21 protein-coding genes and 2 tRNA genes are annotated in these 21,575 nt (G+C 50.4%); 17 read left to right on the top strand and 6 right to left on the bottom strand.

The window, feature by feature from the left end; genetic code table 11:
* Positions 1-352: 352 nt before the first annotated feature.
* The 4 genes from LMG33818_RS02490 to LMG33818_RS02475 all read left to right on the top strand — a co-directional run bounded on the left by LMG33818_RS02490 (position 353) and on the right by LMG33818_RS02475 (position 3,394).
* The gene (locus LMG33818_RS02490; RefSeq protein ID WP_442321770.1) at positions 353-1,240 is read left to right on the top strand and encodes an MIP/aquaporin family protein; all 888 of its coding nucleotides are present in this window, start codon (positions 353-355) and stop codon (positions 1,238-1,240) included.
* Entirely contained in the window at positions 1,237-2,772 is a 1,536-nt protein-coding gene (gene glpK, locus LMG33818_RS02485; protein WP_442321769.1) for a glycerol kinase GlpK, read from the top strand. The genes LMG33818_RS02490 and glpK overlap by 4 nt, the downstream gene beginning before the upstream one ends.
* Positions 2,773-3,050: 278 nt before the next feature.
* Positions 3,051-3,127: transfer RNA gene (locus LMG33818_RS02480), tRNA-Val, on the top strand.
* 190 nt (positions 3,128-3,317) lie between these two features.
* Positions 3,318-3,394 (top strand) — tRNA-Val (locus tag LMG33818_RS02475).
* 258 nt (positions 3,395-3,652) lie between these two features.
* Here LMG33818_RS02475 and msrC read toward each other — a convergent pair.
* The 4 genes from msrC to LMG33818_RS02455 form a co-directional block, all read right to left on the bottom strand.
* On the bottom strand, positions 3,653-4,105 hold the full coding sequence (gene msrC / locus LMG33818_RS02470; RefSeq protein ID WP_442321768.1) for a free L-methionine (R)-S-oxide reductase MsrC: 453 nt from the start codon (positions 4,103-4,105) through the stop codon (positions 3,653-3,655).
* A 134-nt stretch (positions 4,106-4,239) separates the two neighbouring features.
* Positions 4,240-5,052 carry a MetQ/NlpA family ABC transporter substrate-binding protein gene (locus LMG33818_RS02465; RefSeq protein ID WP_442321767.1) on the bottom strand — a complete coding sequence of 271 codons (813 nt, stop codon included), beginning with the start codon at positions 5,050-5,052 and terminating at the stop codon, positions 4,240-4,242.
* 72 nt (positions 5,053-5,124) lie between these two features.
* Positions 5,125-5,787 (bottom strand): methionine ABC transporter permease, encoded by a 663-nt coding sequence (locus LMG33818_RS02460; RefSeq protein WP_442321766.1) that lies wholly within the window; start codon positions 5,785-5,787, stop codon positions 5,125-5,127.
* Positions 5,777-6,841, bottom strand: a complete 1,065-nt coding sequence (locus LMG33818_RS02455) for a methionine ABC transporter ATP-binding protein (protein WP_442321765.1) — start codon at positions 6,839-6,841, stop codon at positions 5,777-5,779. The genes LMG33818_RS02460 and LMG33818_RS02455 overlap by 11 nt, the downstream gene beginning before the upstream one ends.
* A 956-nt stretch (positions 6,842-7,797) precedes the next feature.
* Here LMG33818_RS02455 and LMG33818_RS02450 point away from each other — a divergent pair.
* The 11 genes from LMG33818_RS02450 to moaA all read left to right on the top strand — a co-directional run bounded on the left by LMG33818_RS02450 (position 7,798) and on the right by moaA (position 16,640).
* Positions 7,798-8,406: a riboflavin synthase subunit alpha gene (locus LMG33818_RS02450; protein WP_442321764.1), complete on the top strand. Its 609-nt coding sequence runs from the start codon at positions 7,798-7,800 to the stop codon at positions 8,404-8,406.
* A 136-nt stretch (positions 8,407-8,542) separates the two neighbouring features.
* Positions 8,543-9,100 (top strand): adenine phosphoribosyltransferase, encoded by a 558-nt coding sequence (locus LMG33818_RS02445; protein ID WP_442321763.1) that lies wholly within the window; start codon positions 8,543-8,545, stop codon positions 9,098-9,100.
* A 6-nt stretch (positions 9,101-9,106) separates the two neighbouring features.
* A complete protein-coding gene (gene gpt, locus LMG33818_RS02440) occupies positions 9,107-9,604 on the top strand; it encodes a xanthine phosphoribosyltransferase (protein WP_442321762.1) in 498 nt (165 codons plus the stop codon).
* Between the two features lie 137 nt (positions 9,605-9,741).
* On the top strand, positions 9,742-10,437 hold the full coding sequence (gene ung / locus LMG33818_RS02435; protein WP_442321761.1) for a uracil-DNA glycosylase: 696 nt from the start codon (positions 9,742-9,744) through the stop codon (positions 10,435-10,437).
* Positions 10,438-10,539: 102 nt separating this feature from the next.
* Complete coding sequence (gene upp, locus LMG33818_RS02430) at positions 10,540-11,169, top strand: uracil phosphoribosyltransferase (RefSeq protein ID WP_442321760.1); 630 nt, start codon at positions 10,540-10,542, stop codon at positions 11,167-11,169.
* On the top strand, positions 11,144-11,914 hold the full coding sequence (mobA, locus tag LMG33818_RS02425) for a molybdenum cofactor guanylyltransferase (RefSeq protein ID WP_442321759.1): 771 nt from the start codon (positions 11,144-11,146) through the stop codon (positions 11,912-11,914). Before upp ends, mobA begins: the two co-directional genes overlap by 26 nt.
* Before the next feature lie 242 nt (positions 11,915-12,156).
* Positions 12,157-12,915 (top strand): molybdopterin-guanine dinucleotide biosynthesis protein B, encoded by a 759-nt coding sequence (mobB, locus tag LMG33818_RS02420; protein WP_442321758.1) that lies wholly within the window; start codon positions 12,157-12,159, stop codon positions 12,913-12,915.
* Positions 12,912-14,252 (top strand): molybdopterin molybdotransferase MoeA, encoded by a 1,341-nt coding sequence (locus LMG33818_RS02415; RefSeq protein ID WP_442321757.1) that lies wholly within the window; start codon positions 12,912-12,914, stop codon positions 14,250-14,252. Before mobB ends, LMG33818_RS02415 begins: the two co-directional genes overlap by 4 nt.
* A 4-nt stretch (positions 14,253-14,256) precedes the next feature.
* Positions 14,257-15,135, top strand: coding sequence for a cyclic pyranopterin monophosphate synthase MoaC (moaC, locus tag LMG33818_RS02410; protein ID WP_442321756.1), 879 nt, complete (start codon positions 14,257-14,259; stop codon positions 15,133-15,135).
* A complete protein-coding gene (locus tag LMG33818_RS02405; protein ID WP_442321755.1) occupies positions 15,132-15,587 on the top strand; it encodes a molybdenum cofactor biosynthesis protein MoaE in 456 nt (151 codons plus the stop codon). The genes moaC and LMG33818_RS02405 overlap by 4 nt, the downstream gene beginning before the upstream one ends.
* A gap of 39 nt (positions 15,588-15,626) precedes the next feature.
* The gene (moaA, locus tag LMG33818_RS02400; protein WP_442321754.1) at positions 15,627-16,640 is read left to right on the top strand and encodes a GTP 3',8-cyclase MoaA; all 1,014 of its coding nucleotides are present in this window, start codon (positions 15,627-15,629) and stop codon (positions 16,638-16,640) included.
* A 195-nt stretch (positions 16,641-16,835) separates the two neighbouring features.
* On the opposite strand, the gene LMG33818_RS02395 is transcribed toward moaA, so the two are convergent.
* Together LMG33818_RS02395 and dinB are read right to left on the bottom strand one after the other, a co-directional pair.
* Positions 16,836-18,464, bottom strand: coding sequence for a ribonuclease J (locus LMG33818_RS02395; RefSeq protein ID WP_442321753.1), 1,629 nt, complete (start codon positions 18,462-18,464; stop codon positions 16,836-16,838).
* A 147-nt stretch (positions 18,465-18,611) separates the two neighbouring features.
* Positions 18,612-19,679, bottom strand: coding sequence for a DNA polymerase IV (gene dinB, locus LMG33818_RS02390; RefSeq protein ID WP_442321752.1), 1,068 nt, complete (start codon positions 19,677-19,679; stop codon positions 18,612-18,614).
* A 461-nt stretch (positions 19,680-20,140) separates the two neighbouring features.
* On the opposite strand from dinB, the gene LMG33818_RS02385 reads away from it, so the two are divergent.
* Entirely contained in the window at positions 20,141-20,524 is a 384-nt protein-coding gene (locus tag LMG33818_RS02385) for a histone-like nucleoid-structuring protein, MvaT/MvaU family (RefSeq protein WP_442321751.1), read from the top strand.
* A gap of 58 nt (positions 20,525-20,582) precedes the next feature.
* Positions 20,583-21,467, top strand: coding sequence for a 3'(2'),5'-bisphosphate nucleotidase CysQ (cysQ, locus tag LMG33818_RS02380; protein ID WP_442321750.1), 885 nt, complete (start codon positions 20,583-20,585; stop codon positions 21,465-21,467).
* Positions 21,468-21,575: the final 108 nt, after the last annotated feature.

Raw genomic sequence — 21,575 nt, 5'->3', positions numbered from 1 at the left:
TTTGTAGACCAAAGTAGCTCCAAAATACCTTGTTTGCACATTGTATCAGTCCTGTGAGTGATATAGGTTTCGATAACGAACATTTTGGTGTTTGAGTGTTGCCAGACGAAAATCCGTATGACTGAGTCGCTTGAATATTTCAGTTGAACTCTTACCTTTTTTACTGCTGAAAAGTGGTGCCTGTAAGAACATACGTCATTCAACATCATCATTTACAGATACGACTGGCAGGAAGGGCGGACAGGCAGTGGTAGAAAATGACATTCAATATGAGTGTCATCTTCCGGAGCTGCTTCTCCATGACGAAAACCGTTAAACGGTGCACGCTTTCAACAGTGGTTGAGGTGTTCTAATGAAAAAGCATTTTTTGGGTGAATTGATTTCGGAAGCCATTGCGGTGTTTATCATTATCGCTTTCGGCGACTCTGTCGCTGCCATGTTGATCCTCTATGATCCAAGCCCATACCTGAACTCCTATTGGGGAGTGGCGATGTGTTGGGGGTTGGGAGTCACGATGGCGATTTATGCCACTGGTTCCGTGACGGGTACGCATGCCAATCCTGCGGTAACACTAGCCTTGGCGCTCTTCCGACATTTTTCATGGAAGAAAGTGGTACCCTATTGGGTTGCTCAGGTTATTGGTGGTGCGATAGGGGCTTTGGTGGTTTATTTACTGTTTCAACCTGTCATCGATCATTTTAATGAAGTACATAATTTGACGCGTGATGCGGGTGGTGCGGCTGGTGTATTTTTCACATCTCCCGGGTTATCCATCACCCCCATGCATGCGTTTATGGATGAAATCATTTTAACGGCGCTATTGGTTTCCGGTATCTTCGCCATTACCGAGCATTTCAATGAAGTGGCGCCCTCCGCCAATATGGGCGCACTCATGATCGGCCTGTTGGTCGCCTTGATTGGTGCATCCATGGGGTATCTGGAAGGGTGGGCGATCAACCCGGCGCGTGATCTTGGTCCACGTATTTTTGCCTTCCTCGGGGGGTGGGGAAGTGCTGCATTCCCTGGTGTTGACAACTACTGGTGGGTCCCCATAGCGGGTCCGTTGCTAGGGGGTGTTGTAGGGTCTGCTGTTTATCAATGGTTGGTATTCCCGTTTTTGCCTGCCCGTGAGCGTGAATTGAAAAAAACATTACAAAAGAAAGCCAGTGAAACGTCTGTCAATCAGTTGGATGACATTCAGAACATTGCAAAGGCTGATGAACTGGGAGCCATAAAATGAATAATGAAAATGCCGAGCCACTCAAAGAGAGCTGCAAATATATCCTGGCCATTGATCAGGGAACGACAAGTTCCAGGGCAATGCTCTTTGATCACTCGGGTCAGGTGGTGGGTTCTGCTCAGCGTGAGTTTACTCAGATTTTTCCGCGTCCCGGCTGGGTGGAGCATAACCCGCGCGAGATCATGACGAGTGTGTATACCACAATCACCGAAGTCCTCAACAATGCTGAAGTCAGACGAGGAGATCTGGCAGCCATCGGTATAACCAATCAGCGCGAAACGACAGTAGTGTGGGAAAAATCGACAGGGCAACCGATCTATAACGCGATCGTCTGGCAATCTCGCCAAACAAGTGACATCTGTGAAGAGCTGAAATCCCAGGGGTACGAGGAGACAGTTCGCGCAAAAACCGGCTTGTTAATCGATCCTTATTTTGCCGGTACCAAAATCAAGTGGATTCTCGATCATGTCGATGGTGCTCGTGAAAAAGCCGAGAACGGTGAGTTGCTGTTCGGCACTATCGATAGTTGGCTGGTATGGAATTTGACCAATGGTAAATCCCACGTCACCGATTATTCGAATGCCAGCCGTACATTGCTTTACAACATTCATGAGCTTGATTGGGATGAAGAGCTGCTGGAGATACTGCAGGTTCCCCGTTCCATGTTGCCGGAAGTTCACAATTCCAGCGAAGTACTGGGGCGTACCCAGGGCAAGTATTTCTATGGGGAAGAATTACCCATTGCAGGGATTGCCGGGGATCAGCATGCGGCCCTGTTTGGTCAAGCATGCTATTCACCCGGTATGGCCAAGAATACGTACGGCACAGGCTGTTTCATGATGATGAATACGGGTGATACACCAGTGGCGTCAAAAAATGGCCTGCTCACTACCATTGCCTGGGGATTGAACGGCAAGGTTGAATATGTACTGGAAGGGTCGATTTTTGTGGCCGGCTCGGTAGTGCAGTGGATGCGTGATGGAATGCGTATGCTGGGGCGTGCCAGTGATAGCGAAGAGTATGCGATCCGGGCACAAACCAATGACGGCGTTTATATGGTGCCGGCATTTGTTGGATTGGGCGCACCTCATTGGCGCAGCGATGTGCGTGGCGCCATCTTTGGCTTAACACGTGGGACCTCCAAGGAGCAATTCATACGTGCCGGGCTGGAATCCATGGCGTATCAGACCCGCGACGTACTGGATGCCATGTTGAGTGACTCAGCCTTATCCCTGAAAGAGTTGCGTGTGGACGGTGGGGCGATCAATAACAACTTCCTCGGTCAGTTTCAAAGTGACATTCTCGATGTGGATGTTATTCGCCCCAAAATTTCGGAAACAACAGCATTGGGCGCAGCTTATTTGGCAGGGCTCGCGGTTGGATTCTGGAAGGATCAGGCTGAAATCCAGCGCCTATGGGTTGAAGACAAAGTATTCAAACCTGAAATGGATGGAAAAACCCGTGATGCGCTTTATGGCGGGTGGAAACGCGCGGTGGAGGCAACCAAGGCTTTTACGGTTGAACCGTCATGAGGCTTATGCAAGTTAGCAGCATGACAACGACACCCCTTGAAGCAGATATTCGCATGATAAAAAGTAGCGTAGCGTACTACGCAAGGTAGCTTGTAGAGACAAGTGTGCAGGATGATTCAGGCTGGCCGTCAGGTCAGCCTCTTTTATTTACCGCATTTTTAATGCTACAAGTCATTGCATTTGAAGAAAAAATGGGTAAAATACTGCACCACTTGAGAAGGCGGCATTAGTTCGCTACTCAATATTTGCTATTTCAGAAATTCGCTATTCCGTAAAGCAGGACCATAGCTCAGTTGGTTAGAGCGCCACGTTGACATCGTGGAGGTCAGCGGTTCAAATCCGCTTGGTCCTACCAGTTTCACGATTTTTGGAAGCAGCACTGCTGGCCGTTTTTATTTATCGGTTCATCTCATGCAGCTTGCCGTTATGCTATTTGGGTTTTGAGCAACTAGCTCTCATTGGCTGGTTAAGCAGTAGTAGATAATACTAGTAGCAGTAGATATAAGTAGTAGCTAACACTAGTAATAGCAGATAACAGAAATTACAGGACCATAGCTCAGTTGGTTAGAGCGCCACGTTGACATCGTGGAGGTCAGCGGTTCAAATCCGCTTGGTCCTACCATATTTCAAGGGTACGAGCTTACACGCTTGGCCTCTAAAAAAGCCTCGCCGCCCAAGGGTGCGAGGCTTTTTTCATATAAGGTTTTTTCATATAAGGTATGTGGCCAGAACATATGTTCATGCCTTGCTTAAGAGCCTCTTTCAGAGCGTCCTCCGTGAATAGGGGGATGGGCCCGCTGATTGGGTGCGTATCAAGGTTGCACTTCTGAGCTTCACCTTTCCCTTTGCCCCCATATTCATTACATTCCTGCCGTTCGATTTAATCGAATTCACTGGCCTCAATAAAAATCTGGCACAGTTGCTCGATGGTGGACTGATCTTCCTTGCTAAATCTGTTTGGAACAGGACTATCAATATCCAATACCCCCCAAACGTCACCTTCGATGATTATGGGGATAACCAATTCAGAACGTGAGGCCGCATCACAGGCGATATGGCCGGGGAAGGCATGTACATCGTCTACACGTTGTGTCTGACGGGAAGTAGCTGCTGCACCACATACTCCCTTTTCAAAGGAAATCGGGTTACATGCAGGCTTACCCTGGAAGGGCCCCAGCGTAAGCCAACTGGGGGATGTTTGTAGATAAAATCCCACCCAATTCAGTTGCTCCACACTTTGCTGAATAAAAGCGACTGTTTGTGCCGCATTGGTTAGCCAATCCGTAGTATCAAGCAAGGACTTCAATTGCTGTTGAAGCATGTCATTGGACATAGGGTTCTCTCTTTGCAGGGGCCTCTTTTCAGGAGCCTCTCGTTTAAAGGAGGCTCGACGCATATAGTCATGCGTGCAAGCCTCTTGTCTCTTGTTTCCAACTTCTTTTGTGACAGGCTTCCAGCTCCAGGTGGTTATTTCCAGCCCGGGATAGCGCCACCATGGAATAATTGCTGGGCACGTTCTGCTACAGCATCGGTTTGGAAAGCTTCAACCAAATGATGGATTTTCTCTTCGTTCTGATCGCCCTGACGTACTACAAACAAATTGACATAAGGTGAATCTGCGCCTTCACGAATCAGGGCATCGTCAAGAGTAAGCCCTGCCGGCTGGGCATAGGTATTGGTGATAAAGGCAAGATCAACATCACTCAGCGCGCGTGGAAGTTGGGCAGCATCCAGTTCATCAAAATGGAAGTTGTGCGGGTTATCCGTAATATCACTCAGTGAGGCGGTTGGGCTGTCAGGATCACTGAGCTTGATCAGGCCAGCTTTTGCTAGAATCAGCAACGAGCGGGCTTCGTTGGAGGGATCATTTGGAACCCCGATGGTAGCGCCATCCGGCAGTTGGCTCATGGATTTATAGCGACTGGAAAATCCACCGATGGGGTAAATAAAGGTTTTACCTACGGGGACAAAATGATAGCCGCGTGATTGCTCCATGGCCTTCAGATAGGGCAGGTGTTGATAGGCGTTGCTATCGATACTGCCGTCGGCCAGTGCAGAGTTGGGTGACACATAATCATTGAACTGAATGATTTTTACATTCAGGTGATAACGCTGCATGGCGACCTGCTTTGCGACTTCCATGAGCTGTTCTTCAGGGCCGGCCATCACGCCCACGCTAACCGTGTTGGGGTCTTCCCTGTGACTGCTGCAAGCACTCAGCAGGCTTCCTGCCACTAGCATACCTGCGCCCAGCAAGAGTGCCTTTTTTCTATTTTTCATGTGCGATTCCCTGTTCCAAAAATGTGCGTGTTACCACAATCATCCCATCTCTCTTTACATGAAGAAGAGATATTAGTGACGTGTTCTTTTCACCAGATAATCACCCAATGATTGAATGATCTGCACCAATACCACCGTAATCACGACGGTGATAACCATAATCGTCGTATCATACCGATTGTAGCCGTAGTTGATACCAATTGCGCCGAGTCCACCTGCGCCTACAGCGCCCGCCATTGCGGAATAGCTGATAAGTGTGATCAGGGTAATGGTGGTCGAGGTAATAATGCCACTTTTGGCTTCCGGCAGAAGTACCTTTCCAATAATCTGCATGGGGGTGGCGCCCATGGATTGCGCTGTCTCTATCAATCCGGGGGAAACCTCATTCAGAGCACCCTCAATCAGGCGGGCGACGAACGGAATGGCTGCCACTGTTAAGGGGACAATAGCCGCCCCTAAACCGATGGATGTTCCCATGATCAGTCGGGTGAAGGGGACAATAGCCAGCATTAAAATGATGAACGGGATGGATCGGCCAATGTTGACGATTAATCCCAGTACACGATGAAGAATGGGTTTGGCAAGAAAACGGTCTGGATGCGTTACGTAGAGGGCGACGCCCAGCAAAATGCCTACCCCAATGGAAATGATGCCGCTCAAGGCCACCATGATGATGGTGTCCAGGGTGGCTTGCCATAGGTTCTGGATCATCCAGCTATTCAGTTCAGAGAACATGACCAAGAACCTCCACATGCATGTTACGTTCTTTCAATTGAGTAATCACCTTATCGGTTTTGGATGAATCACCCATCAGCTCTGCAATCATCAGGCCCAGCGTGTGGGTCTGAATTGATTCGACGCGCGCTTCAATGATGCTGATATCCAGATCGTGTTCACGTGCCAATTGTGATATCAGTGGTGCAGTGACGTTGTCACTCGAGAACGTCAGACGAACGACCGGGTGAGCTGCCCTTGTGGAGGCCGTGTGATCAGAGGCAGACAGCTGATCGGACGGGAGCAGGCGTGCGGATAAAGAGGCTGGAATAGCGAGCTCAAGTTGATCCGAAATAAAATGCCGCCCGGCCGGGGTTTCCGGATGGGTAAAAAATGCGCCAATGGGTGCTGTTTCAACCAATTCTCCACCCTCGATCAGGGACACCTGGTCACAAATGGCCTTCACGACGTCCATCTCGTGGGTGATTAGTAGGATAGTCAGGCCCAGCTGTTGGTTGATCTCTTTCAGCAGCTCCAGAATGGAGCGTGTCGTATGAGGGTCAAGCGCAGAGGTCGCTTCATCACACAGCAGCACTTTTGGCTCACTGGCCAGTGCGCGCGCAATGGCTACACGTTGCTTTTGCCCGCCCGAGAGTTGGCTGGGGTAACGTTCACCCATTCCGCTCAATCCTGTAAGTGTCAACAGAGCATCTACGCGGTTTCGTATACTGTTTTTGTCACGCTTCATCAGCTCCAGTGGCAGCGCAATATTGGCCGCAACGGTACGGGATTCAAGCAGATTGAAGTGTTGAAAAATCATTCCAATACCGTGGCGCGCCTTACGCAGTCCTGATGCATCCAATTGCGTGAGGTCTGTTCCATCTATTGTTACCTTGCCCGAGGTTGGGCGTTCAAGCAGATTGACGCAGCGGATGAGTGTGCTTTTACCTGCACCGGAAAGCCCAATAACGCCGCTGATGCTGCCTTTGGCGACATGCAAATTGACATCCTTCAGTGCTTCTACGCTGGAGGCGCCTTGACCATAAACTTTGGTGATGTGTTCTAGGGTAATCATTGATAAGCAAACATTTGGTTGTCTCGTGCCAATTTGGCTTGATGGCTAACGTTTTGTCGCCAATATCGTGACAAGTGTGGGGCAGTATATTTTGCCAGGTTGGAAAGACGCCGATCGGATATCGAGCAAATTACGTCACTCATCACGATGGAAGTTACCATGCTTTGAACTCTATAAAATTTCTATAGGGCAGGTTCAGATAATCATGGTCGACGAAAGAGCACGGGCAGGAGAAAAAACGGGGAAGTCCTTTGATCGAAAGAGGCAGTCTACAACGAATGATGTGTTGAGACATATTCTATTTAGCCGTGTTTTTTATGGCGCCCGCAAGCTGAATCAAATCAGCGCCTTCAGCAATTTGAAGAGATTCTAAGAGTCCCTCTGATAAGCGTCAATTAACTCAGGCTAAATTTTTTCTATTGACCTTATAACCATAACGTCTATAGAGGATAGGGTAAGACAGTAGCATTTTATGTCGAAGGGGGGCCTTGCAAGAGAGTTTTCTGTTTTTAATATTCGAAAAATGGGGGATAGGTGCCCGGCCAGCGGAGATTGTTTACTGTCTTTTTCTTAGTGCCAGGCATCCATGCCAAGCAATGCCCGGATTGGAAATTCCGCAATGACGTGCAGCTTTGTTAGTATGTCCTTTTTCCAGCCCCTTGCCATACACCTTCACGGACATGACACATCCATTGTCATGGATCGTTTATTTTCCGACTACCTCTTGTCGGTGGTCTGAGTATCATCCACCAATAGCATGAGATAACAGGGAACAGGGGCGATAGAGGGTGCAGGGCTTTAGAAAGCCAGTCTATAGGTAGTCAGCAGGGGCTATAGATAGGCAGTAGAGCCTGCAGATAGTACGAGTTTATGATGACACAAGGTTACAGGTCATAAGAGACTATCGACAATAGAATCTATGCAGCATTAGGCGAACCAATCGTCAGGAGCACACCATGTTTACAGGTATTGTTCAGGGCACTGCAGAAGTCATTGCCATTAATCACGATGTACAGTTTTCACACTTGACCGTGCTGTTGCCCGAAGGGTTGGAAGCAGGTCTTGAAACAGGTGCTTCCGTAGCACATAACGGTTGCTGCCTCACGGTGACCGCGTTCAACGGGCGACAGGCCGAGTTCGACATCATTGCGCAAACCCTGGCGATGACCAATCTCGGTGCTCTGGTCGTAGGGGATCATGTCAATATCGAGCGAGCTGCCCGTTTTGGTGATGAAATTGGTGGTCATCTGATGTCTGGGCATATTTCCGGGCAAGCGGTCATTGAAGAGATCAACGATGCTGAAAACAATCGACGCTTATGGTTCAGGTTACCGCCCGAGCTGGTTCCTTTTGTGATGGATAAGGGGTTTATCGGCGTTGAAGGGGCTAGCCTGACGGTCAGTGGTTTGCGCGAAGGTGGTTTTAGTGTTGACCTGATCCCCGAGACATTGTCACGAACAATCATCGGAAAACGACGGATTGGTGACAGCGTCAATATTGAAATTGACCCTCAAACTCAGGCGATCGTAACTACGGTCGAACGAATTTTGGCGAGTAAAGGTTAAGTCGCGGAATAATTTGGATTAAAATAGGAAAATTATCCGTTCAACCCTTTTTTCAAACATCACGCACACGCATGCTTCGTTCATTCGAGGCATAACAACTCCACCAATGATGGGTGGGTGGTAGCAGGAGACTCCGTTGGAAAACTCAAAAAGCGTCTATGGCGATTATATAAAATCGGTCATTCGTACTGTTCGTGACTGGCCGGAGCCAGGCGTTAACTTCCGTGACATTACCCCGGTACTGCAAAACAGTTCGGCATTTCGCAAACTGATCGATAGTTTTGTTCACCGCTATCAGGATCTTCAAATCGACGCCATCGCAGCGATAGATGCGCGCGGTTTTATTATTGGTGCGCCACTGGCCTATGAGCTGGGATGCAGCTTTGTACCGGTGCGTAAAAAAGGCAAGCTGCCCTTCAAGACCATCAGTGAGACCTATAGCCTTGAATATGGGAAATCGACGGTGGAGCTGCATTCTGACGCCTTCAAGCCGGATGATCGCATTTTGCTGATGGATGACCTGATTGCAACCGGCGGTACCATGTTGGCTGCTGCCAAACTGATCGAGCGTACTGGAGGTGTGGTGGTTGAAACGGCCGGTATTATTGATCTGCCCGAACTGGGGGGCTCCAAGCGTATCCGTGAGGAGGGCCTGAGCGTCTTCACCGTATGTAGTTTCACCGAGTCGGAGTAAAAGTCCATGGCTTCCAGTAACCGCTACCATCGTTATTTTACCGTCTCGTGGGACCGTCTACATCGCGATGTCCGTGAGCTTTGCGAGCCTCTGCTTGATCACGATTTCAAGGGGATCATTGCTGTCACTCGTGGGGGACTCATACCTGCAGGGCTATTCGCCCGTGAGCTGGACATTCGTTTGGTCGATACCATTTCAGTAAAAAGCTACGATAAAATGGAACAGCAGGAAGGTGTACAAGTGCTCAAGGGTATTGACCACGACGGCGAAGGCTGGTTGTTGGTAGATGACCTTGTGGACACCGGTAAAACTGCCAAGGCCGTTCGCGAGATGCTACCCAAAGCCTTGTTCGTAACGGTTTATGCCAAGCCGGAAGGGCGCTCTCTGGTTGATCGTTTTCACTCGGAAGTAGAGCAGGATACCTGGATTCAGTTTCCATGGGATACCGCCATGGCCTATATCGAACCGCTGGCTGAGCGATACAGGGATGATGAACGCGGTTAGCAATACTGCTGTGATAGGTGAGATCAGAAGCCATTCAAGGGGTGGGGTAGAAGCCTTCGGGAAAAAAGCGGCGGCTGTTTGCGCGTTAGAGGCTATTGCCTTGCCAGTGATCACGTTACTTTCGTCAGGAGAACTCCATGGCCCTTGAGCATGCCGGTGATTGGCAACCTGTGCTGGGTGGTGAATTCAATGCCCCTTATATGCAGGCCCTTAAAGGCTTCCTCCAGCAACGCAAGGCGGCACACAAGGTCATTTATCCACATTCCCATGACTGGTTTCGAGCCTTCGAACTGACGCCGCTTAGCCAGGTCAAGGTAGTAATGCTCGGGCAGGACCCTTACCACGGTCCCGGGCAAGCGCACGGGCTTTGCTTCTCTGTGCGTCCCGAGGTGGCTATCCCACCTTCACTTGGTAATATCTACAAAGAGTTACTGGCTGATGAGGTGGGGTTCGAACGGGTAAATCACGGCTTTCTTGAAAGCTGGGCCAGGCAGGGTGTCATGATGCTGAACAGCGTTCTTACGGTTGAGCAGGGGAACGCAGGCTCACATCGTAACAAGGGGTGGGAAACATTCACCGATAAAGCTGTCGAGTTGATCAATACCCATTGTGAACATGTTGTTTTCCTGTTGTGGGGAAGCTACGCGCAGAAAAAGGCCGATTTTGTTGATCGTGAGCGGCATCTGGTTTTGCATTCACCGCATCCTTCGCCTCTGTCGGCGCACCGGGGTTTTTTTGGTAATCACCATTTTTCCCGCGCGAACGCTTTCCTTGAACAACACGGTATTACACCCATCGATTGGCGCCTTCCCGCCAATGTGAATGAAGAATAACGCACGTCAAAAAATACATGCATAAAGATTGCTGGCGCTCATAAGCCACGGCCTCGGGGCGCTGGCATACCCTAAAGTAAAGAATTATTTTGGAACATTACCATGAACGTACATGAGATCCAGCACCCTCTGGTTAAACACAAACTCGGTTTGATGCGCGCTGAAGGTATCAGCACCAAGCAGTTTCGTGAACTTGCCAGTGAGGTTGCCGAATTGCTGACCTATGAGGCGACCCAATATATGGAGCTGGAGCCTCGCATGATTAAGGGATGGTCAGGCGAGTCATTCGAAGTCGAGAAGATCAAGGGAAAAAAGGTAACCATCGTGCCTATCCTGCGTGCTGGACTCGGCATGATGGATGGTGTGACCAATCTTATCCCCAGTGCCCGTATCAGTGTCGTGGGCCTTTATCGCAACGAAGATACCCTGGAACCCGTTCCCTATTTTGAGAAATTTGTTTCCGACCTGAACGAACGTACCGCCCTCGTAATTGATCCCATGCTGGCTACAGGGGGATCGATGGTTGCAACCCTTGATATGCTAAAGGCGCGGCATTGCCAATCCATTAAAGTGATTGTACTGGTGGCCGCACCGGAAGGCATCAAGCGAGTGCAGGAAGCACACCCTGATGTCGAGATCTATACTGCTTCCGTTGACGAAAAGCTGGATGAAAACGGTTATATCGTCCCGGGGCTGGGAGATGCGGGTGATAAAATCTTTGGTACCCGTTAATCCCCCCCACCCTCAGGTTGCCGCTCTTGTTCTCTGCGGGGGGGAAGGGCGGCGAATGGGAGCGGGTGAAAAAGGCTTGCAGCCGTTGGGTAGCAAGCCTTTAGTGACCCATGTTATCAATCGGTTGGCACCGCAGGTGGCGGTGCTTTCACTTTGCTGTAACCGGGCTATCGAGCAGTACCGTAGTGTGTTTGAGGGGCCTATTATAGGTGATGCACCTGCCCTTGAAGGGACTGGCCCCCTGGCTGGCATGATCGCCGGATTGGCTTTTTATCGGGCGTTTGATCAAGTGAAATTCGGTAACGGAGCGCACGCTTTAGCTATCGGTACTCAGCCCTGCGGTTTTCGCGTTCATCACTTACCATCGTCGTTGACAATGCCTTCCAAGGTGCAGGTGAGCGCAGGCACCTCATCTATCGAGTGGTTAATGGTGGTACCCTGTGATACCCCATTGATTCCACATGATCTCGTCAGTCGAATGCTCCAGGCGGCAACACCGGAAAATGATATCGTAGTCGCTGCTGATGCTGAGCACATACACTACACCCATGTATTGCTGCGTATACATGTGTTACCGCGTTTCCTTGAATACCGGCAGTCACATCAGTACTCGAAACAACAGCGTTTGAAACATCTTTATGAAATGTTCAGTGTGGGTACCGTTCGGTTTGAACATTCAACTGAATTTGCCAATATCAATACACACGAAGCGTTGAATGCGCTGGAAGCACGCTACTTCACATGATAGGACGCACATGGACCGCCCATTCCCGGTATTATAATTAAAAACGCATGTGTCGCCCTTAACGTATAACAATTAATATTAGTGGGGTTATTGACCTCTCTTTGGGCGTTCAGGCGAAGCTCAAATACTCTTGACACGCCTATATCAAGATCGCACGTTGTGTGGTGGGGCATTCATTAATACGCTTTGCTGAATGAGACAAGGGGACTTCTTTTCATTCAGCAGTCAGCAGTGTGGTCAACATGCGTGCTGATTCAACCCAAATGGTCACTATGTCGCCTATCGGTTATATCAGCCGCTGCGCCAGTCATTACATCAGTAAAGGGAACCGTATGTCATCGGAGATAAGCCGCACCACAGATGCTGCAGGTATCAGGGCTACGGGCGCTATAGGGATGAATAATTTGCCACGAGTATTGGGTGTTGTGGGTTGGAGTGGTGCGGGTAAAACCACCTTGATCGAGGCCTTGTTGCCCCTTTTACAGGCTCGCGGTATTCAGTGCGCTGTCATCAAGCATGCCCACCATGCAGTTGATATCGATTCGCCAGGAAAAGACAGTTATCGCTTTAGAGAGGCGGGCGCCGTGCCTGTACTTCTGGCATCGTCCAAACGTTGGGCAATGATGGTCGAAACACCACAACAACAAGAGCCTGAGCTAAAGACGCTATTAGCCCAGGTCGCTACATTGCAACCGGATCTGGTGCTGGTAGAAGGCTTTAAACATGAGTCCATGCCCAAGTTGGAAGTATATCGTTACAAGAACGGTAAGCCTTTGCTTGCTCCCCATGATGCATCTGTGCATGCGATTGCGACGCCCCAGGCTGAGTTACCTGAATCGGCGTTAATGGAACACACTCGCCTCAAGGACGTTACGCTTCTGGATTTATCAGAGCCTGAAAATGTCGCAGGTTGGATTGAGGACGTTTATCAGCATCCTGAAGGAGAATGGCCGGAACGATGTGTGAACCGACATTCACCCGATGCGAGTGATGAACCATGATGGTGACACGGCTCTCTGTAGAAGAGGCCCAAACTGTATGGCTACGTTGGCTGGCGTCGCGTATCAAGCCCTTTTCTGCTTCTTGTGTCCCCCTTTCAGGTGCGGTGGGAAAAAGACTGGCGGAGGACTTGTGCTCGCCGGGAGATCTTCCTCCACGAAGTGTCTCGGCCATGGATGGTTATGCTTTTGATAGCCGTTCTGTTGTTTCCTCATCACCTCCGTTACAACTTGCCTGCATAGGGCACAGCATGGCAGGGGAGCCGTTCAAGGGGACAGTGGAAATAGGGGAGTGTGTTCAGATTGCTACAGGCGCCGATATCCCGGCGGGATGCGATACGGTGGTAGTAATCGAACGTTGTCGAGTAGAAGGCGATGGTCAGTCGGCTGCCGTTTTCCCCTATATTACTGATTCGAAACAGACAAATGAAAACGCTAGGCACCCGCCGTTTCCCTCTCGCAATGAGGTGGTGGGCGCCAATATTCGCCAACAGGGAGAAGTCATCAAAACAGGTGACCTTTTGTTGAAAGCAGGGCAACGGCTGGATTTTCGCCATGTTGCATTATTGGCGGCATTGGGGGTTGAAGCTGTCTGTGTGAAGCGGCTACCTCGTGTTGCAGTGTTTTCTACCGGCGATGAATTACAAGAGGAGGCGAAAAGTACGCTTCATGATTCGAACCGTCCGATGCTCATTGCCCTGTTAACGGCCTATGGTGCTGAAGTTCACGATGGAGGGACGTTACCGGATGATCAAAAGGCAATTGCTCAGGCTCTTTCCAAAGTATGCGGCGATGTGGACCTGATCATGACCAGTGGTGGTGTCTCTATGGGGCCGCGTGATCATCTGCGTCATGTTTTGGAAGAGCAGCATGGCGTCGCATTATGGAAAATGGCCGTTCGTCCGGGAAAATCGGTGCTCTGTGGTGAGTGGAAGGGTACGCCGTTGCTGGGATTACCCGGTAATCCACTCGCGGCCTTTGCCATGTATTCCCTTTTGGGGATACCCGCGCTGGAGAGCCTGCAGGGGGCTACACAGCGTTATGGTTCTGTCAGGGCAACGCTCACCGAACATGTAAAAGGCCAACGTGGGCGCGTAGACTTGTTGTTGGGGGTGCATAAGTGGAATAATGAAGGAAACCTTAAGGGTGGCTTTGAGGTCAGTCCACTGCCATCCCAACAATCCCATCGGATTGATATGTTGAGCTGCGCTACCTGCTTTATTCTTCTCGATACTGAGCAGGCCGTAGTGGACGCGCACCAGTGGGTTCGCATTGTGATGTTTGATGACCTTTTGGGCTATTCCCTTATGGGCACAACCGCCTTGTATCAGCAGGAATGACGGCATGAATCAACGTTTATCGCATTTGAATGCGCGCGGTGAAGCACACATGGTCGATGTCGGTGACAAATCTGTTACGCATCGGGAAGCTACCGCCAGTGGTGCCATTAGAATGGCTCCGTCCACACTCCGATTGTTGGTAGAGGGCCAGCTCCCCAAAGGGGATGTATTGGCAACGGCGCGTATTGCCGGCATACAGGCAGCCAAAAAAACTTCTGATCTGATCCCGCTTTGTCACCCATTATCGTTGTCATCGGTGAAAATTGACTTTCAGGTTGATGAAACCTTGCCGGGGATCCTGATCAGCGCGACATGCCGTGTCTCCGGTAAAACCGGCGTTGAAATGGAGGCGTTGACAGCTGTTTCTGTTGCCGGGCTAACACTCTACGACATGTGCAAGGCCGTGGATAAATACATGTTGATAGGAGCGATCCAGGTTGAATCAAAGACGGGAGGGAAGTCGGGCGATTGGGTGCGTCCCTCGAATGCCGATGAACTTTACGACGCTTCATTGAATGATACGGCTGAAAATTTCGTGTCTGATGAAGAAAGGCAGGCGACCTATGCTCCGACGTTTTCATCAAGTGATTCAGTAACGACAGCTTCTGACGCTGCAACTGCCGTTTCCACACCGACGGTCACGTTACTGTTCTTCGCGGCACTGCGTGAAAAACTGGGTATTGATCGCCTGATGTTACCGCTGGATACGTCTGTTCGAACTATCAATGACATCAAGCAGGTACTGATGAAGCAGGATGAGCGCTTTCGTTTGTTACAGGAAGATAAAGTACTGTGCGCTGTTAATCAGAAGATGACGCAAATGGATCAGGTATTGTCGAATGGCGATGAAATCGGTTTCTTTCCTCCGGTGACAGGCGGATGAATATCGTCGGTATCCAGTCAGAGCCATTTGACCTTGCTGAATTACGTAGCCAATACGCTGATAATTTTGGTATTGGTGCGGAAGTTCTCTTTGTTGGCAGAGTCCGGGAGTTCAGTGAACGCAGTGGTGTGACGGCATTAACGCTCGAACATTATCCGGGAATGACGGAAAGCGTGCTCGAGACGCTCGCTGAGGAGGCCTGTACCCGCTGGACGCTTGAAGGAGTGGTCATTATCCATCGTGTCGGCTACTTGCAGGCGGGTGATGATATTGTGTTGGTCATGGCTTTTTCGACGCACAGAGCCGTTGCCTTCGAGGCGTGCCAATACCTGATGGATCGGCTCAAAACGGATGTCCCCTTGTGGAAAAAAGAGCACTTCGAGGAAGGGCAGCGCTGGGTAGACGAGCGTCTATCGGATCAGTTGGCCAGTGCACAGTGGAACGAGGGGTAATGTGTTGCTTCCGACGCTCATGATGAAGCAGGAGACTCTATGACAATACAGCATTCACCCGCTCAGCTGGTCGATAACTATGGCCGGCAAATTCGGTACCTTCGTATTTCAGTGACTGATCGATGCGATTTTCGCTGTGTCTACTGCATGAGCGAAGAGATGACATTCCTTCCGCGGACACAGATTCTCTCTCTGGAAGAGTTGGCGTTGTTGGCTGACCGCTTTGTTGCGTTAGGGGTCGAAAAAATACGTATCACTGGGGGAGAACCGTTAGTCCGTCAGGGTATTGATAAGCTGATGCAGGCCCTTGGGGCTCTTAAGCAAAAAGGGCTGAAAGAACTCACTATGACAACCAATGGTTCTCAGCTTCACCGCTATGCGCCGATGCTTAAAGCATGTGGTATGGATCGGCTGAATATTAGTCTGGACTCACTGGATGCCCAGCGCTTCAAGCGCTTGACGCGCACGGGAGATTTAGGCCGTGTACTCCAGGGAATTCAGGCAGCCAAGGCCGCCGGTATCCATGATATCAAGCTGAATGCTGTCATTCTAAAAGGTCGTAACGAAGACGAAGTGTTGGCGTTGGTCGATTTTGCGCGCCGCGAACAATTGGATCTTACCTTTATTGAAGAGATGCCCTTGGGAGATGTATCCGATCATGGTCGTGAAGAGACGTTCTACTCCAGTGATGAAGTGATTGAACAGATTGAATCTGTCTATCCACTGACGGCCAGTAATGCCTCAAGTCTTGGACCTGCGCGTTATTTCAACATGGCAGACTCATCCACGCGGATCGGGTTGATCTCTCCCCATTCCCATAACTTCTGCAGTACATGCAACCGAGTACGTGTTACCGCGGAAGGGCGATTACTACTCTGTTTGGGGAATGAACATTCGGTAGATTTACGCGCTATTATGCGAGAAAGTCCGAATGATGTAGAACGGTTGGATAATGCGTTGATTGACGCCATGCAGATAAAACCGTATCGCCACCATTTTACTACGGACGGCGATGTACAGATTGTCCGTATGATGAACATGACCGGCGGTTAATTCAACGCAGCCATTCAACGCCACCCGCGCGTAGTCCTGTGCAGCATCCTGAGCATTCAGTATACGGATGGCGCATTTAAACGGCGCGCTCACTTACCGCAACGTCATCGCTGAATGTCTTCTTATCAAATCATTATTTGAAACCGTGGACTATTCATAATGAACCGTCATGAATAACAGGGCGTCATGAGTGACTTAAGCTGACATGTCGACCAGATCCAGATAAAGCTGGCTACCTCTGATGCCTTGTGCCTGTAGTTGACGCTTGATTTCATTCAGTAGTGGGGTATGCAGCGCCTTGATGCTATCAGCCTGCAAGGTAGGTAGTGTTTCATCCAACCAGTCTGCAAAGGATGTTTCATCAATGGCAATACCCGGGGGTGGATCGATAATCAGCCGAGAGACACGTGTCCAGCCTTCGGCATCCCCTACCACGGGCACGACCACACGTAACCCCGGGCGATTGGCTTTACGGGGCTCGCGTTGCTGGTCGATCAAACGAGGAGTGAGCGTGAGTGTTTTATGCGCGAGCAGGGCTTCCCCGTTCCACTTGAGCCAATCGCCATCCTTGGGCAGTACTTCTCCGGCTATGCCGAGAGCATGAGCTAGCCCAAGGTGTGCTGTCTGATGTACGGGTGTGCCATGTACGGGCACAAGATAGCCCGGCTTGACCCAGTGATACAGGGTCTTCAATTCTTCTTGTGCGGGGTGGCCTGAGGTGTGCAGTTTTGGATGATCATGTTCATCCATGACAGTGATATTTCTTTGCCTGAATGCTCGGACCAGCCCGGCAATGGGGGCTTCGTTCCCGGGAATGACGCGGGATGAGAAAATAACAGTGTCACCTGCTTCCAATTCCATATCATGCATACGACCATTGGCAATACGCGACAACGCTGCACCAGGCTCGCCCTGACTGCCTGTGGCAATCAGCAGGACTTCTTCCCGGGGTAGATAACCGGCATCACGCAGGGGAACAACGGGGGGCAAGTCTTTCAGGTAGCCACAGCTTTTGGCAATGTGCACCATACGTTCCATGGCACGCCCCGCCAGAATCAGCCGGCGCCCGGTTTTTTTGGCGACGATACCCGCCGCCTTGATACGTGCCACATTACTGGCAAAACAACTGATCACAACGCGGTGGGGGCATTGGCTAACGGCTTCCTGTAGATGTTCCAGTACATTGGCCTCGCTCTCGGAGTGGCCCGGTACCGGCGCATTTGTTGAGTCACCGAGTAATAGATCAATCTTGCCCAACGATCTGAAACGTGGTTCGTTGAAGCCCTCACCAATAAGCGGTGCCGGATCTATTTTCCAGTCACCGGTATGCAGCACGCGGTGCTTCCCAACAGTGATCAGCAGCGCACAGCTCTCCGGAATGGAGTGAGTCACGGGGAGTGTTCGGATGCCAAATGGGCCTTGCTCAAAGGCTTCATCCGGCTGAAAGACGTTGATCTGCTGGGTATCCAGGCCGTGTTGGGCAAACCGGTGCTGAAGCATGGCTGCCACCAGCGGAGAAGCCCAGATAGGACACCCCCAGCGCGGCCACAGCCACACGATAGCACCAATATGGTCTTCATGGCCGTGGGTCACCACCAATGCCGATGGACGAATACTTTCTCGTGCCAGGGCCTCTGCATCAGGAATCTGTATCGGCGAACCGGGCAGTTGTTGGCGGATGCTCATGCCACAGTCGACGGCAATCCAGTCATCCTCGAACCCATACAAAGTCAGGTTCATTCCTATTTCACCACAACCTCCCAAAAAGATGAGGTCCAGAGGGGTTCTGGGGCGAGGGCGAATGGATACCTGATGTCGGCTCATGGCTTGCCTTCTTAACGTCAATAACTGAATCGGTTTTTAGTTACTATACGCAACAACGCTTCCCAGCAACAGGGTGATGATTGATAAAGGTCGCTTGCAGATATGGGTGAGGGACTCTCGTGTCTTCGGAATTGTACAGTATGGCTCTTATGCTGAAGTGGAAAGATCGTCATCGAAGAGGATCAATTGACGGTTATCCTCTGGCGCCATAAGGCGAATCCCTACGCCCATCAGACGCATGGGGCGGGAATGCCGTAACCAGGCCTGATCAAACAGCATTGAATAGTTTTCCATGGTGGGTGCCATTCCGCTGCATTCGAGAGTCGTACTGGTGAAGTCATCAAAGCGGATCTTGACGAAAATCTTGTTGGAAAGCGGGTTGCCATGGCGCTGAATACGTTCATCCAGTTTGAGTACAAGCTCTTCCAAAGGGCCTTGTCTTGCCTGTTCGAGCGTAATGTCATGGTCAAAGGTGTTTTCAACACTGATGGATTTTCGTTCCCGCTCCACTTTTACTTCACGGGTATCTATACCTCTGGCTAACTGGTACAAACGGTGGCCAAACTTGCCGAATCGTTCGATGAGGTCAGGTAATTCACAGGCTTTTAATGCCTCGCCATTGTGTACGTTCATCTGTTTCAGGCGTTGGGCGGTAGCAGGTCCTACGCCCGGCAGTTTTTCGATCTTGAGTTCGGCGATGAAAGATTCGGCATCCTGGGGGGGGATAACAAACAGGCCATCCGGCTTTTCCCAGTCACTGGCGATCTTTGCCAGAAATTTGTTGGGGGCAACGCCTACAGAAATGGTAATGCCTGTCTGCCGATAGACTTCCTCTTTCAGCCATTGCGCCATCCAGGTACCACTTCCCTGAAAATGCGTGGCTTCTGTGATATCCAGATAGGCTTCGTCCAGTGAAAGTGGCTCGATCAATGGAGTGAGCTGTTGGAAGATGCGCATGATATCAGCCGATACACTACGATAACGCTCGAAATCGGGGCGTATCAGATGCAGGTGGGGACATAGTCGTAGCGCATGCGCACTGGACATTGCCGAGTGTATACCGAACTTTCTGGCCGGGTAGTTGCACGTGGCTATAACGCCCCGTTGTTCAGGGCGCCCACCTACTGCGATAGGAATATGCCTCAGTGAAGGCTGATCTCGCATTTCTACCGCAGCGTAAAAACAGTCACAGTCAGCGTGCATGATTTTTTGCATGACATTATCATGCCTTTTTGGTGGATGCATGTCCAGTATATGGTGTGTATTATTACCCCGTACTAATGCCAGAAAAGTGGGAAAGATCAAATGCTCTGAGGTGTTGAGAGCGTGCTTTTATTCGATAATGCTTGAAATGCATGAATAAACGAGCGCATTCCCATCGCTGCCTGTGACGAAATTAGGTATTCTTGGGCCTGAATAACGTATCCGGTATTACCATGATCAGGTTCTATCCGAAATGACAGTCCGTAAGTAAGACAGGTACTTTGGTGGACTGTATGCTCGCTTGTTATGAACGTGCGGCTGTTATGAACGTAAGGTAATTGCGAACGTGTGACGGCAGTATTCACAAGGTTTCCGAATGCCACACAGGCCATCGACTGGCCGTTAAAGGTGGGCTGGGCGGTGAATGTCAGGATACGTTATAAGTAGAGAGATTGAACGAGGAAAGGCAGTCAATGTCAGGTTTGAAGGAATATAAACAGCTGGAAATTCGTGCTCGTGAGTTAGAAGAGACGATAGCACAACTTTCACAGGATGAACGCCTCAAGAAAGAAATGGCGTTCTCTTCTCATTTGCGAGCGCTAATGGAAGAGTTTGATAAGTCTACCGACGACGTTTTGGCATTATTCGAGGTGCCCGATACGGTTGCAACTGAGACCTCAGCAGCCACTTCCGATGAGGAAAAAAGCACCTCCAGACAACGCAAGAAGCGTAAGCTCAAAACCTACAAAAATCCCCATACGGGTGAAGTTATTGAAACGCGTGGCGGTAATCACACGGTGTTGAAGGCGTGGAAAAAAGAGTATGGCAACGAGACGGTTGAAACATGGTTGCAGTAATGACTGACAGCTATCCTGCGCGTTGAACTCTCTCTGCCCCCTGTTTTCTGGAGGAGTAATGAATATATCTGCTGTCTCATCAGGTAAGGTCTCATTGACGCCACTCCAGCAGGGGGTGATTGCGATTGCCCATCAGGCCAGTCGAGCGATCATGGCTGTCTATGAAGAGTCTGATACCCCTTTGGAGGTCATGAGCAAAGCCGATGATTCACCACTCACACGTGCGGATATTGCCGCACACAAGGTGATCACCGAAGGATTGGCACAATTGACACCTGCATGGCCAGTGTTGTCGGAAGAAAGCTCAAAAGCATCCATTTTACACCGTCGCGAGTGGGAAACCTTCTGGTTGGTTGACCCCCTGGATGGCACACGTGATTTCATCCGCCATAATGGTGAATTCAGCGTTAATATCGCGCTTGTGGAGCAGGGCGTTGTTACGTTGGCGGTGATTGAAGCGCCTGCCCGAAACGAAGGCTATGTGGCTGGCAAGGGTGGGGCTGCCTATGCCTACCGAATGTCAGAGCATCCTCCCTTTTATCAGGATTTACATATTATTCAGGTGTCTGATTGGCAACCTGATGAGGCACTGGTTCTTTTCGGAAGCCGTTCACATGGCAGAAACCGCCCCGCTGACTGGTATGCGTCGCTTCCGCCCCATGAACAGCGCCTGATGGGAAGCTCTCTCAAGTTTTGTGAGATTGCCAAAGGGCAGGCACATCTTTATGTCCGACAAGGCGCCACCAGTGAATGGGATACAGCGGCAGGCCAGTTGGTGCTCGAATGTGCCGGTGGTGTCGTGGTATCGCTGACTGCGCAGGGAGTGGGGCAACCCCTCCGTTATAATCAGCGGGATACCTTGATCAACCCCGGCTTTTTGGCATGTGCGCGCAGTGTACTTCCCACGGTTCAAGAGGCCATGGTCCAACATGCCTTGGTTTAATATGTCATGGTTTAACATGCCTGAAAAAACGCTGCGCTCCAGAGTGTCTATCGGGTTTATCGCCTTCGCATTTGCCTATTGACTTGCTCACGCTTTTTGCCTTTCTTA

Origin of the sequence: Cernens ardua (assembly GCF_051251085.1) — a bacterium.
In the GTDB taxonomy this organism is placed as follows: domain Bacteria; phylum Pseudomonadota; class Gammaproteobacteria; order Pseudomonadales; family Halomonadaceae; genus Cernens; species Cernens ardua.
This window is presented reverse-complemented; position numbering and strand designations above follow the sequence as displayed.

What these genes read in the sequence shown, in the direction of transcription:
- LMG33818_RS02490 (WP_442321770.1), top strand. Translation starts at nt 353, where the DNA reads ATGAAAAAGCATTTTTTGGGTGAATTGATTTCGGAAGCCATTGCGGTG.
- glpK (WP_442321769.1), top strand. Translation starts at nt 1,237, where the DNA reads ATGAATAATGAAAATGCCGAGCCACTCAAAGAGAGCTGCAAATATATC.
- msrC (WP_442321768.1), bottom strand. Translation starts at nt 4,105, where the DNA reads ATGTCCAATGACATGCTTCAACAGCAATTGAAGTCCTTGCTTGATACT.
- LMG33818_RS02465 (WP_442321767.1), bottom strand. Translation starts at nt 5,052, where the DNA reads ATGAAAAATAGAAAAAAGGCACTCTTGCTGGGCGCAGGTATGCTAGTG.
- LMG33818_RS02460 (WP_442321766.1), bottom strand. Translation starts at nt 5,787, where the DNA reads ATGTTCTCTGAACTGAATAGCTGGATGATCCAGAACCTATGGCAAGCC.
- LMG33818_RS02455 (WP_442321765.1), bottom strand. Translation starts at nt 6,841, where the DNA reads ATGATTACCCTAGAACACATCACCAAAGTTTATGGTCAAGGCGCCTCC.
- LMG33818_RS02450 (WP_442321764.1), top strand. Translation starts at nt 7,798, where the DNA reads ATGTTTACAGGTATTGTTCAGGGCACTGCAGAAGTCATTGCCATTAAT.
- gpt (WP_442321762.1), top strand. Translation starts at nt 9,107, where the DNA reads ATGGCTTCCAGTAACCGCTACCATCGTTATTTTACCGTCTCGTGGGAC.
- ung (WP_442321761.1), top strand. Translation starts at nt 9,742, where the DNA reads ATGGCCCTTGAGCATGCCGGTGATTGGCAACCTGTGCTGGGTGGTGAA.
- upp (WP_442321760.1), top strand. Translation starts at nt 10,540, where the DNA reads ATGAACGTACATGAGATCCAGCACCCTCTGGTTAAACACAAACTCGGT.
- mobB (WP_442321758.1), top strand. Translation starts at nt 12,157, where the DNA reads ATGCGTGCTGATTCAACCCAAATGGTCACTATGTCGCCTATCGGTTAT.
- LMG33818_RS02415 (WP_442321757.1), top strand. Translation starts at nt 12,912, where the DNA reads ATGATGGTGACACGGCTCTCTGTAGAAGAGGCCCAAACTGTATGGCTA.
- moaC (WP_442321756.1), top strand. Translation starts at nt 14,257, where the DNA reads ATGAATCAACGTTTATCGCATTTGAATGCGCGCGGTGAAGCACACATG.
- LMG33818_RS02405 (WP_442321755.1), top strand. Translation starts at nt 15,132, where the DNA reads ATGAATATCGTCGGTATCCAGTCAGAGCCATTTGACCTTGCTGAATTA.
- moaA (WP_442321754.1), top strand. Translation starts at nt 15,627, where the DNA reads ATGACAATACAGCATTCACCCGCTCAGCTGGTCGATAACTATGGCCGG.
- LMG33818_RS02395 (WP_442321753.1), bottom strand. Translation starts at nt 18,464, where the DNA reads ATGAGCCGACATCAGGTATCCATTCGCCCTCGCCCCAGAACCCCTCTG.
- dinB (WP_442321752.1), bottom strand. Translation starts at nt 19,679, where the DNA reads ATGCAAAAAATCATGCACGCTGACTGTGACTGTTTTTACGCTGCGGTA.
- LMG33818_RS02385 (WP_442321751.1), top strand. Translation starts at nt 20,141, where the DNA reads ATGTCAGGTTTGAAGGAATATAAACAGCTGGAAATTCGTGCTCGTGAG.
- cysQ (WP_442321750.1), top strand. Translation starts at nt 20,583, where the DNA reads ATGAATATATCTGCTGTCTCATCAGGTAAGGTCTCATTGACGCCACTC.